10 protein-coding genes are annotated in these 12,155 nt (G+C 68.6%); 4 read left to right on the forward strand and 6 right to left on the reverse strand.

Translation table 11 applies throughout. The features are described from left to right. Positions 1-180: 180 nt before the first annotated feature. Together RTX79_RS18205 and RTX79_RS18210 are read right to left on the reverse strand one after the other, a co-directional pair. Positions 181-522 carry a hypothetical protein gene (locus RTX79_RS18205; RefSeq protein WP_057508009.1) on the reverse strand — a complete coding sequence of 114 codons (342 nt, stop codon included), beginning with the start codon at positions 520-522 and terminating at the stop codon, positions 181-183. 124 nt (positions 523-646) lie between these two features. Further along, the gene (locus RTX79_RS18210; protein WP_312685248.1) at positions 647-1,822 is read right to left on the reverse strand and encodes a thiolase family protein; all 1,176 of its coding nucleotides are present in this window, start codon (positions 1,820-1,822) and stop codon (positions 647-649) included. A 217-nt stretch (positions 1,823-2,039) separates the two neighbouring features. On the opposite strand from RTX79_RS18210, the gene RTX79_RS18215 reads away from it, so the two are divergent. Beyond that, complete coding sequence (locus RTX79_RS18215) at positions 2,040-4,883, forward strand: S8 family serine peptidase (RefSeq protein ID WP_312685250.1); 2,844 nt, start codon at positions 2,040-2,042, stop codon at positions 4,881-4,883. A 137-nt stretch (positions 4,884-5,020) separates the two neighbouring features. Here RTX79_RS18215 and RTX79_RS18220 read toward each other — a convergent pair whose 3' ends face one another. After that, positions 5,021-6,118, reverse strand: coding sequence for a Glu/Leu/Phe/Val family dehydrogenase (locus RTX79_RS18220; RefSeq protein WP_312685252.1), 1,098 nt, complete (start codon positions 6,116-6,118; stop codon positions 5,021-5,023). Positions 6,119-6,420: 302 nt separating this feature from the next. On the opposite strand from RTX79_RS18220, the gene RTX79_RS18225 reads away from it, so the two are divergent. Further along, positions 6,421-7,503, forward strand: coding sequence for an HDOD domain-containing protein (locus RTX79_RS18225; protein WP_312685254.1), 1,083 nt, complete (start codon positions 6,421-6,423; stop codon positions 7,501-7,503). Positions 7,504-7,509: 6 nt separating this feature from the next. On the opposite strand, the gene RTX79_RS18230 is transcribed toward RTX79_RS18225, so the two are convergent. Genes RTX79_RS18230 through RTX79_RS18240 form a run of 3 tightly spaced genes read right to left on the reverse strand, consistent with a single transcriptional unit; the run spans position 7,510 to position 10,383 of the window. Then, positions 7,510-9,078, reverse strand: a complete 1,569-nt coding sequence (locus RTX79_RS18230; RefSeq protein WP_312685256.1) for a phospholipase D family protein — start codon at positions 9,076-9,078, stop codon at positions 7,510-7,512. Between the two features lie 44 nt (positions 9,079-9,122). Beyond that, positions 9,123-9,830: an RNA pseudouridine synthase gene (locus RTX79_RS18235; protein ID WP_057687605.1), complete on the reverse strand. Its 708-nt coding sequence runs from the start codon at positions 9,828-9,830 to the stop codon at positions 9,123-9,125. Between the two features lie 55 nt (positions 9,831-9,885). Further along, positions 9,886-10,383: a M48 family metallopeptidase gene (locus tag RTX79_RS18240; RefSeq protein ID WP_057687606.1), complete on the reverse strand. Its 498-nt coding sequence runs from the start codon at positions 10,381-10,383 to the stop codon at positions 9,886-9,888. Positions 10,384-10,444: 61 nt separating this feature from the next. Between RTX79_RS18240 and RTX79_RS18245 the strand changes: the two genes are divergently transcribed. After that, positions 10,445-11,002, forward strand: coding sequence for a DUF2058 domain-containing protein (locus RTX79_RS18245; protein ID WP_123699819.1), 558 nt, complete (start codon positions 10,445-10,447; stop codon positions 11,000-11,002). Between the two features lie 607 nt (positions 11,003-11,609). Beyond that, a complete protein-coding gene (locus RTX79_RS18250) occupies positions 11,610-11,876 on the forward strand; it encodes a DksA/TraR family C4-type zinc finger protein (RefSeq protein ID WP_123699820.1) in 267 nt (88 codons plus the stop codon). The last annotated feature ends 279 nt before the right edge of the window (positions 11,877-12,155 follow it).

Raw genomic sequence — 12,155 nt, forward strand, 5'->3', positions numbered from 1 at the left:
GAAGAGCTACATGGACGTACTTGCGCGTGCCCCGCATAGCCTCCCCGCCCGGCCCCCCAGCTTCAGCCTGAAAGCCACCCGCGAGGGGGTATCACCCGTTCGACCCACCCCAACGACAGGCAAAGAAAAAGCCGCTGGCGAACCAGCGGCTTCTTCAGAACAGCGTGAAGAAAGAAGTTATTACTTCTTGGCTTCTTCAGCAGCGTCCTTGGCCTGCTCGGCGGTGCCTTCGGCAGCCTTGGCAGTGTCAGCAGCTGCGTCGGCAGCAGCGTCGGTGGCGGCGCCAGCGGCGGCACCAGCAGCGTCGGCCGAAGCGTCAGCAGCGGTGGCGGCGGTGTCGGCAGCCTGCTGGGCAGCGTCGGCGGTGGCCGAACCAGCGGCAGCAGCCTGGTCAGCAGCAGCCTGAGCTTCGGTGGCAGCTTCGTTGGCCGAAGCGGCGGCGTCCTGGGCAGCTTCCTGCTTCGAGCAGGCAGCCAGGGCCAGGGCCAGGGACATAGCAACCAGCAGCTTGTTGATGCTCATTTGGTGAATCCTCGTCGTCGTTAGATAGGCAACGCGCAGTTGCGCGCCGTCAACATGATGACAAGCCACGAATGGCTGTCAAGCGATCCCGCATTCAGTTTTGCGAAACGGGAGTTAAATCCAATTAAATCAATTCGATGGCGATGGCCGTTGCTTCACCGCCGCCAATGCACAGCGTAGCGATCCCGCGCTTGCCACCGCGGCTGCGCAATGCGTGCACCAGGGTGACCACCAGACGCGCCCCGGATGCGCCGATCGGATGGCCCAGTGCGCAGGCCCCGCCGTTGACGTTCAATTTGTCATGCGCGATGCCCAGTTCACGCATCGGCGCCATGGCCACCACCGCGAACGCCTCGTTGACCTCGAACAGGTCGACATCGGCCAGCGTCCAGCCTGCCTTGTCCAGCAGTTTGTGGATCGCGCCGATCGGGGCGGTGGTGAACCACTCCGGCTCCTGCGAGTGGGTGGCGTGGGCAACGATGCGCGCCAGCGGCTGCAGGCCACGCGCCTGGGCGTCTGCTTCGGACAGCAGCACCACTGCGGCGGCGCCGTCGGAGATGCTGGAGGAACTGGCGGCGGTCACGCTGCCGTCCTTCTTGAACGCCGGGCGCAGGGTCGGGATCTTGGCGATGTCGGCGCGGGTGGGCTGTTCGTCGATGGAGATCTCGACCTCGCCCTTGCGGCTGGCGACCTTCACCGCGACGATTTCATCGGCAAATGCGCCGCTGGCCTGCGCGGCCTGGGCGCGCTTGACCGACTCGATCGCGTAGGCGTCCTGCTCTTCGCGGCTGAACTGGTACTTGTCCACGGCGCATTCGGCGAACTCGCCCATGGCCTTGCCGTCGTAGGCATTCACCAGCCCATCGTGGGCCATGTGGTCCACCGCCTGGAAGTTGCCGAAGCGGTTGCCGGTGCGCGAATTGGGCAGCAGGTGCGGCGCGTTGGACATGGACTCCATGCCACCGGCGACGACGATGCTGGCCGAGCCGGCCTTGATCAGGTCATGCCCCAGCATGATCGCCTTCATGCCCGAACCGCACACCTTGTTCAGCGTGGTGGCGCCGGTGGACAGCGGCAGTCCGCCGGCGATGGCGGCCTGGCGGGCGGGCGCCTGGCCCAGATTGGCCGGCAGCACGCAGCCCATGATGACTTCGGTGACGTCGCTGGCCGGCACGCCGGAGGCTTCAAGCGCGGCGGCGATCGCGGTCGCGCCCAGGGTCGGGGTGGGGACGCCGTTGAACTGGCCGAGGAAGGAGCCGATGGCAGTACGCTTGGCCGCGGCGATGACGATGTTGGACATGGCAATCTCGTTGTTGCGTGAGCAAATTCGGAAAAGGAGACGCGACCCGTTGGAAGGCGGCGCGAATCCCGGCAGACTGCGTGGGGGACGCCAGTATAAGGCGGTGCCCCTTACCGCAGGTTGGCTGGCCCGACGCCAGCATAGGGCGACCGCGGCACTCGCTACCTTCGACGGGGATACAGGGATGAAACGGGTTCAACTGAATACGGCTGCAGGGATGAGGAACGCGCTGGCCATGGCGCTGGCGGCGGCAGTGAGCGCCTGCGGTGGCGGTGGCGGCGGCGGCAATGTCCGCGTCGAACCGCCCACGCCGCCGCCGGTGACGCCACCACCGGTCACGCCGCCGCCGGTTACACCCCCGCCGGTTACGCCGCCGCAGCCGAGCAGGCAGGGCCACCTGACCGCGATCAATGCGCTGGGCACCGGCCTGACCGGGCAGGGCGTGCGTATCGGCGTCGTGGATTCGGGGGTCAACCGCAGCCACCCGGCACTCGCCGGCCGCGTGGTCGCCAACTACACCTACGTTGATTCACGGGTGAACGATCTGGGGCGCGACGACGTGGTCGGGCATGGCACCACGGTGTCGATGCTGGCCGCCGGCGGCGACTATGCCGGTTCGCAGGTCGGCGTGGCGCCCGGCGCGGAGATCGTCTCGGCGCGGATCATCGCCGACAAGCGGCCCGTGGATGACGGCAGCGGCAATGGCAACCAGGTCAGTGGGGCCATCGGCCTGGCGCCGGTGCACCGCGACCTGATCACTGCCGGCGTCAAGATCATGAACAACTCCTGGGGTGGCCTGTATTGGACCAACGCGGCCACTACCGCGCAGATCGCCGACGAGTACCGCCCGTTCATCACCAGCAACGGCGGACTGGTGGTATTCGCCACCGGCAATGACGGCAAGCCAACGCCGTCGAACATGGCCGCGCTGCCGAGCCGTCCCGGCGTCGGCGGCAGCACGCCAGCGGCCGACCTGGTGCGCGGCTGGCTGGCGGTGACCGCCGTGGACACGGTCACCCCGACCCAGCTTGCCAGCTATGCGAATGCCTGCGGCGAAGCCGCCAGCTACTGCCTGGCCGCGCCCGGCACCGCGGTCTATCCGGATCCCCAGGCGACCACGGCGACGGCAAGCTACTACTACGGCTGGGGCACGTCCTATGCTGCGCCGCTGGTCTCCGGCGCGGCGGCGCTGGTCTGGCAACGCTATCCATATTTCAGCAACGACCTGGTCCGCCAGACCCTGCTGGGCACGGCAACCGACCTCGGCGCTGCCGGCGTGGACCCGGTGTTCGGCAACGGGCTGCTCAATGTCGGCAAGGCCGTCAATGGTCCGGGCCGCCTGGACTGGGGCGATGTCAGCGTCAACGTCAACCGGCTCGGGCTGGATTCGGTCTGGAGCAACGACCTCAGCGGCACCGGCGGCCTGGTCAAGCAGGGCGTGGGTTCGCTGGGGCTGTCAGGACGCAGCACCTACAGCGGTGCCACGCGCATCGAACAGGGCACGCTGGCGCTGCGCGGTGGCGCCTCGATCACCTCCAGCGTGAGCATTGCCGCGCAGGCCGGCAGCCCCAGCGGCGCCGCGCTGCAGTTCATGAACGGCACCACGCGGGTGGTCGGCAACGTCGACAACGGCGCCAGCGTGGTGCTGACCAGCGCCAATGCCGATGCGACCATCGAAGGCAATTACCTCCAGCGCGACGGCGCCCAGCTGATGGTCGCGCTGGGCGTCAACGCCTTGCAGGTCACCGGCACGGCGACCCTGCAGGGCGGTGGCGTGCTGGTCAACGGCGCGATCGCAGGCTATGTGCCGGCCGATGGCACGCGGCAATCGCTGATCCGCGCACAGGGCGGGTTGTCCGGTCAGTTCAACACCGCTGCGGTGGGCCAGAACGGCGTGTCGCTGCTGGAATCTTCGTACGGCTATGACAGCACCACGGCCTGGCTGGAACTGACCCGGGTCAGCGTGGTCGCTGCGGCCAGCGCGGCGTCGCTGGATGCGCGCGCACTGGCCTCGGCCGGGCGCGTGGAGCGCGCCTTCGAACTGCTCGATGGCAGCCCGGACCTGCAGGGCAGCGCGTTCGCCGATGCTGCCGGCGATCTGCAGCGTACGCCCGGCGGCATCAGTGGCCTGTCGGCCAGCCTGGACAGCCTGTCCGGCAAGGCTCATGCCCTGGCCACCCAGGCCACCTTCGACAGCGTGGACATGAGCCGGCGCGCCGTGGCGGCCCGTTTCGGCCAGGTGCAGGCGCGGCCGGCGCTGCGCGGTGCGTGGCAGAGTGCGCTGGGTGACGCCGGGCAGGGCAACTTCGCCGGCAACGCAACGCAGACCCAGGGCTGGATGGCGGGCCAGGAGAGTGCGCTTGGCGGCAACGGATTGCTCGGCGTTGCCTTCGGTGAGGTGCGCAGCAGCGCCAGCGGCCGCGACACCGGCGGGCTGGGGCGGGATCGCCAGGCGCAGGCGCAGCTGTACGCCGGCTGGAGCGAAGGGCGTGGCTACCTGCTGGCGCAGCTGGGTGCCGGCCAGTTCCAGCGTCAGGTGGATCGTCAGCTGCTGCTGGGTGCGCAGGCTGTCGGGACCGGGGCGCGCTACGGCGGCCGGTTCGCCAGCATGAGCGTGGAATCGGGGCTGCGGTTTGGCGGCGCGCGTGCCGCGCTGACGCCGTACCTGGCGGCCAGCCAGGTGCAGGTGCGGTCGGATGGATTCGCCGAACAGGGCGGGCTGGGCTTCGGCCTGCGCATGCAGGACAACCTGGCGCGGCGCAGCCTGGCCATGCTGGGCCTGCGCGCCGAACGCCAGTGGCAGCGCTGGACGCTGCGCGGCTACTCCGAATGGCAGCAGGAGCTGTCCAGTGAAGGGTTCGATGCGCAGGCCGGCTTCACTGGCGTGGAGGCATGGGCGCCGCTGGTTTCCGGCACGCTGCCGCGTGCCTCCGGCCTGGTCGGCGTGGCGCTGGAAGCCGGGGTGGGGCGTAGCGGCCGGTTGTCGTTCGGCTACGACCAGCGCTTCGGCGGCGGGCTGGATGTTTCGCAGGCGGCACTGAACTACAGCACCGGCTTCTGATTCACGGAGGCGCCGAGCCAGGCGCGGCGGCCTTCCGGTGAAGCGCGGCGTGGCTGATGAAGGGCGCCGCGCTTCGCGCTCGCCGAGCGTGGCTCGGCGCTACCGGGCTTGCCGTGCAGGGTTAGCGCGGCCGGCGATCAGCCAGCGCGCAGGTCGCCCAGGCGTGGGGTGGCGCGTCCCATCGGCAGCTTCAGCTTGCCGATCGACTGGATGCGCGCTTCGGCAATGCGGTCGGCCGCGCGCTGCGGGGCGATGTTCTCGCGCTGCGACAACGCGAAGATGCGGCCCAGGTTGTGGTAGATGCTGCGGATCAGGCGCATCGCGCGTTCGCGGTTGTAGCCGTCGATTTCCAGCGAGACATTCATCACCCCGCCCGCATTCACCGCGTAATCCGGCGCGTACAGGATGCCGCGCGCGTGCAGTTCATCGCCCACTTCCGGGTTGGCCAGCTGGTTGTTGGCGGTGCCGCAGATGATCCGCGCCTTCAGCCGTGGCAGCACGTCCAGGCTGATCGCACCTTCCAGCGCACACGGAGCGAACACATCGGCACTGACCTCGTGGATCTCGTCCGGCTTGACCGCCTCGGCGCCGTACTCGGACACCGCGCGATCAACCAGCGATGCATCCAGGTCGGTCACGTACAGCTTGGCGCCGCGGTCGCGCAGCAGCTTCACCAGTTCCATGCCGATGTGGCCCAGGCCCTGCACGGCGATGCTGGTCTTGCCCACTTCTTCATGGCCCAGCTTGGCCTGCAGCGAAGCCATCAGGGCCTGCAGTGCCCCGTAGGCGGTAAACGGCGCGGGATCGCCGGAGCCTCCGTGGACCTGGTGCACGCCGGTGACGAACTGGCTTTCCAGGTAGATGTTTTCCATGTCGTTGACATCGGTGCCGACGTCCTCGGCGGTGATGTAACGACCGCCGAGCGCATCGACCTGGCGGCCGAACGCACGCAGCAGCACTTCGGTCTTGTCGGTGCGCGGGTCACCGATGATCACCGCCTTGCCACCGCCGACGTTCAGCCCGGCCAGCGCGTTCTTGTAGGTCATCGTGCGGCTGAGCCGCAGCACGTCGGCCAGTGCCTCGTCGGTGCTCGCGTAGGGACGCATGCGGACCCCGCCCAGGGCCGGGCCCAGGGTGGTGCTGTGCAGGGCGATGATGGCGCGCAACCCGGCATCGGGGTTGTTGCAGAAAACGACCTGCTCGTGACCGGTAGTGGCGAGGGTTTCGAATAGCATGGCGACTCCGTTGGCGTGAACAGCAGCGAACCACTTCGAACAGGCCAGCAACGATAAGGGTGCAGAAACAAAAAAAGCGACTTCGTCAGTTCAGGGGACGGGCCGCGCGGCGCCATTCTAGTCCATTCCCCGGGGTGGTGTTGTGCACGTCCGGGCCCATGGCCGGGCGGGTGGAGGGGTTAAAGAAGCGACCGTATCGGCCGATGCTGGATGCACGGCGGTGTCCGCCTGAAGCTAAGGACCGGTGCGGTGGCAGTACAGCAATCCTACGCCCGCTTTGCCGGGCCATGCGGGGCGGGCCGATGAGTATCACGGGCAGCAATGGCTGGGCCGGCTGGTGGGGGCGGCTGTTCGGCCGTGCCGGGGCGCGGCACGCCACGCAGCAGCGCACGCAGCGCCACGATGGCTTCGTCGCCGAAGCCGTTGCGCCGGCCGCGATGGCTGCCGGTGGCGACACCGATGCCGATGCCGAGGCACGGCTGCACTCCGGGCTGTATGCGCTGGCCCTGCACCCCGCCCTGGATGGCGGCGCGGCCTGCCACGGGGCCCTGCTCGAGGCGACCCGGCAGGCGTTGCTGTCACGTGACTGGAGCGCGCGCCAGCTGCCACGGCGCCCGCAGCTGCTGCCGCAGCTGATCCAGACCGTCAACGATCCGGAATCCTCCGCGCGGGCGACCGCAGCGATCATCGGCCAGGACCCGGTGCTGACCGGCAACCTGCTGCGCATCGCCAACAGCCCCGCGTTCCGCATGCAGGAGCGGCCGGTGGACAGCCTGCAGCGGGCCATCACCCTGGTCGGCACCGAAGGCATCCGGCAGATCATCAGCGCGGTGCTGGTACAGCCGGTGATGCACCTGCAGTGCAGTGAGTTTCCGCAGTTCAGCACCATCATCTGGGAGCACGCGCTGCTGTCCTCGCGCGCGGCGGCCGACCACGCGCGCACGGTCAGCCAGCAGGATCCGTTCGCGGCGCAGTGGCTGGGGCTCACCCAGGGCCTGGGCGCCGCGCTGGTGATGAAACAGCTGCTGCAGGAAGCGCAGACGCTGCAGGTGCCGCTGGACTACCCTACCGCCGAGGCGCTGCTGCGCCAGTGGACGTTGCCGGTCGCCCAGCGCGTGGCCGCGGCCTGGGAGCTGCCCGCGCCGGTGCACGAGGCGCTGCAGGCCAGCAATACCAACAGCGGTTTGCCGCGCACCCTGCGCTTCGCCCGCGCCGCGGCAGCCGCCAGCCTGCTGGCGCGGCATGGCCACATCGGCAAGAGCCAGGGGCTGGCCTGGCTGGAGCAGCTGCCCGGCACCCCGCCGCATGCCCTGCTGTGGATCTGGCGGCGCCTGCACGGGCGGCCGGTTGAAACCCTGGCCGACGAACACGACGGCGACGCCTGAGCAGCGTCAGAGCTGTGATTCCAACGGCAACCAGCTGATCACCCGTGCACTGGTGCGCAGGCGCAGGCTGCTGTCCGGTTCGGTGTCGACCCAATGCGGCGGCGGCTCGCGTTCCAGCCAGCGCACGCGGTCCCGTGGGTCCAATGCCAGCCACCAGCTCTGTTGCGGACTGGACAGCCGCAGGTACTCGGCGGTCAGCTGGGCGGCCAGCACCGGGTCGTCGAAGATCACGCCCATTTCCGTGTTGAGGTAGGCCGAGCGCGGGTCCAGGTTGAAGGAGCCGACGAAGCCGTGCCGGTCATCCAGCACGAAGGCCTTGGTATGCAGGCTGGCGCCGCTGCTGCCGAACAGCCCGGAGCTGGTCGCCTTGCCATGTGCCTTCAGTTCGTACAGCTGCACGCCGGCCTGCAGCAGCGGCGCGCGGTAGGTCATGTAGCCGCCATGCACGGCGACCACGTCGTTGGCGGCCAGTGAGTTGGTGACCACCCCGACCTGCACGCCGCGTTCGCTCAGCCGGGTAAGGCCATCCAGGCCCTCGTTGCCGGGCACGAAGTACGGCGATATCAGCAGTGCCTTGTGCTGCGACGCCGTCAGCATCTGCACCAGGTCGCTGACCAGCCAGTTCTGCGGGTCATCGCGGCGATGCTTCATCGGCGGATCGGAGACGATGCGCACATTCGCGCTCCAGTGCAGCGGTGCCGCACTGGCCATGGCGCGCTGGCGCGACTTCGCCACTTCCTGCAGGTAGGGCCTGGCCGAGTCCAGCCGCGCTTCGTTGTCCGATTCGCGCATCAACAGGCGCAGCTCCTGCCGCGTATGGAAGGCCAGCGCGGCGATCGGCACGGCCGCTTCGCTGTTCCAGTAATCGTCGAACACGGTGTTGGCCTGGCCGACCGCTTCACCGGCCACCAGCAGGTCCAGGTCGCGGAAGTTCACGTCCGTGCGCGCGCTGAAGTATTCCTCGCCGATGTTGCGGCCGCCGACGATGGCGACCCGGCCATCGGCGATCCAGCTCTTGTTGTGCATGCGGTGGTTGACCGAGAAGAACCGCTGCACCATCTCCACCATCCGCCACGGCCCGTTGCGGTTGCGGAACGGGTTGTACAGGCGGATCTCGATGTTGGGATGGGTATCGAGCGCCATCATCAGCGCGTCCCTGTCCTGCGCGTTCATGTCATCGAGCAGGATCCGTACGCGCACGCCCCGCTCGGCGGCGTCGTGCAGGGCACGCGCCATCAGGTGGCCGATCAGGTCGTCCTTCCACATGTAGTACTGCAGGTCCAGGCTGCGTTCGGCGCGTTCGGTGATGACCGCGCGCGCGGCGAAGGCATCCAGTCCGTCGGACAGGAAGGCCACGCCCGATGCCCCGGGATGCGCCGCCTGCAGGGCGCTGACCTCGCGGTCGATGCGGGTCTGGGCGGGCTGCACCGGCAGCACGTGCGATGTTTCGCCACGCGCCTGTGGGGTCAGGTGATCGGCCAGCAACAGGCCGGACAGCACCAGCAACACCAGCAGCGCAAGCACGATGGCCAGGCCGCGCAGCAGCCGGCGCCACAGGGGAAGGGGTTTACTCATGCACCGATCCTAACCGCCAGGCCGGTGCACGCGCAGTGCACTGTTCAGAAGCGCTCGTCGCTGCCCAGGTAACGCCAGCTGCCCGGGGCCAGCTTGCCCAGCGAGACACGGCCGATGCGCAGGCGGCGGATGCCGACCACCTGCATCGAGGCACCGGCGCAGGCTTCGCGCAACATGCGCGGATGCAGGCCCTTGCCGGCAAAACGCAGGCGCTGTTCACTCTGCCAGCTGATCTTGCAACCGGGAATCGTGCGTCCGTTTTCCTTCAGGCCGGTCTGCAGCCGGGCCACGTCCCACATCGCACGCTCGCCCTGGATATCCACCAGGAACTCCTGTTCGGTACGCGCAAGCTGCTGCTGCAGGTGGGCGATGATCAGCGGGTCCTGGCTGACCACCACCAGGCCACTGTCCGAAGCGGGCAGCGCGGCGGCCAGCTGCAGGCCGTGGAAATGGCGCTGCAGCGGACGGATGCTGCCCAGGTCCAGCGGGCTCTGCGATTCCGGGGTGACCATCGCGCTCAGCGTATGTGCGGCGGCATCCACCGGCTTGGCCAGCAGCATGGTCACGCGCTCGGTCTTCTCATCGCGCGCGGACGGATCCAGTTCCACCGTTTCGGTGCTGACCTGCGCCTGCGGCTGTTCCACCACCTGGCCGTCCACGCGCACCCAGCCGCCTTCGATGTAGCGGCGGGCTTCGCCACGGGGGCAGCCGAGCAGTTCGGCCAGGCGTTTGTCGAGACGGGTGGGGAGCATGGGGCAGGGAACCTCAAGGGGGCGCGCAGTGTACCTGCCACGGCGTCGGCCTGCTTCAGCCGCCGCGGTGGGCCAGTTCGGTCAGGAACAGCCGGGTGTCGAATTCCAGCTGCAGGTAGTCCGGTTCCATATGCTGGCACAGCTGGTAGAAGGCCTTGTTGTGGTCGGCTTCCTTAAGGTGCGCCAGTTCATGCACGACGATCATCCGCAGGAAGGCGGCCGGGGCCTGGCGGAACACGCTGGCCACGCGGATTTCGCGGCTGGCCTTCAGGCGTCCGCCGTGCACGCGCGACACCGCGGTGTGCAGGCCCAGCGCGTGTTTCACCACTTCCAGTTTGTTGTCGTAGCAGACCTTGTTCAGCGGCACCGACTTGCGCAGGTAGCGGTCCTTCAGGTCCTGGGTGTAGTCATACAGCTGGCGGTCGCTGCGGACCTCGTGCGCCTCTGGATAGCGGCGCTGCAGCAGGGCGCCGAGGCGATCCTCAGCCAGCAGCTGGCGGACCTGCTCCTGCAGGGGTTCGGGGTAGCCGGTCAGGTATTTCAGGGAGGGCATGGTGCCGCCGGGGCTCCGGTATCATGGACGTCCCTAAGATAGACCAGTTGCAGGCAGGACCATGGCAAAGCCGAACGCGCTGCAGGAACAATTGCTCAAGGCCGGGTTGGCCAAGAAGGCGCAGGCGAGTGCCGCGGCCCGCGAGCAGGTCAAGGCCCGCCAGGGCAAGGCGCCGGATGCTTCGGCGGACATCCAGCGCGAGGCCGAGCGCGTGCGGCTGGAAAAGGTCGAGCGTGACCGCGCGATCGCCGCCGAGCGCAATGCGCAGCTGCGTGCCATCGAGGGCCGGGCGCAGGCGCGGCAGATCGTGCAGGCGCATGCGGTGCCGCACGCGGGCGAGAGCGAGTACCGGTTCACCCACGGCGAGGTGATCCGCACGCTGCTGATCGATGCCAAGCTGCGCAAGGCGCTGTCGGCCGGTGCGCTGGTGATCGTGGCGGCGGGCGACAGTTATGCGCTGTTGCCGCGCGCGGCGGCGGAAAAGGTACGCGAGCGGGCACCGGAGTTGATTGCGGTCGACCACGGCCAGGCGGGCGAGAGCACGTTCGCGTCCACCGGCAATGCCGAAGACGATGCGTATTACGCGCAGTTCCAGATTCCGGATGACCTGGTCTGGTAAAGGGTTTTTTCTGCGCGTGCGCGCGGCTTTGAAGCAACGGCAACGGCAACGGCAACGGCAAAAGCAACGGCAAGAGCTGCAGGGCAGATGGGTGGGGCGGGGTGGGTTGGCGGGGGACGGCAGAAGCCGCATCCTGCGGGCCTCGTTTCGCGCCATCCATGGCGCTCAACGCCCCCGCCAACCCACCCCGCCCCACCTTCGACAGGTCCATGGTGGCTCTGGAACCTTCTGTAGCGCCGACCCATGGTCGGCGGGGGGGGATGATGGGGGGATGGGGACTCTGACCCCTGGCTTTGAGGGAATGGGGGCTGATGGATTCCGCCGACCGTGGGTCGGCGCTACCGCTTTTTTTTTCATTACGCGGGCGGCAGCCACCGGAACCTGTCAGAGGGGCGGGCGGGGAGGCTATGCGGGGCCTTGAGCGGCAGGAGCCGCGAAGAGCTACAGGGACGTACTTGCGCGTGCCCCGCATAGCCTCCCCGCCCGGCCCCCCCAGCCGCAGCAAAAAGCCACACGCGAGGGGGGCTCACCCGTTCGACCACCCCAACGGGTGCTTCACCCGCGCCGGATTAGGCTGGATATCCGTATCCCCGTGGAGGACGCTCCCATGGCCACCGGATGGGCGCAGGACGGCGCCGTGCAGGACCAGATCGACGCCACCGTCGACGATGCCATCGCCCGCGCCCGCAGCCAGCTCAAGCAGGGCCCCGGGCTGGAACACTGCGAAGAATGCGACGCCCCGATTCCACTGGCGCGGCGCAAGGCGGTACCCGGCGTGCGCCTGTGCGTGGCCTGCCAGCAGGCCCACGACGAAGACGAAAGCGCCCAGTCCGGCTACAACCGCCGCGGCAGCAAAGACAGCCAGCTGCGCTGATCCCGCGGCGCCCAGCCCAAGCTCGCGGACGCACCCGCCGCCCCAAGGGCGCCAGAATCGAGGGGAGAGCGCGGCAGAAACATGGGGTCAGAAACCCTGCCTTTGCCTTTTATTTTCATTACGCGGGCGGCGGCCCCGGAACCTGTCAGGGCCGGGCGGTGGGGCTGGGCGGGGGCGTTGAGCGCCATGGATGGCGCGAAACGAGGCCCGCATGGGTGAGGGCGCTTTGCTTGCGAAGCACCGCTTCGCAAGCGCCCGAACGCACAGCCGCCCAGCGGC

The organism is Stenotrophomonas chelatiphaga (assembly GCF_032054965.1).
Classification (GTDB): domain Bacteria; phylum Pseudomonadota; class Gammaproteobacteria; order Xanthomonadales; family Xanthomonadaceae; genus Stenotrophomonas; species Stenotrophomonas chelatiphaga.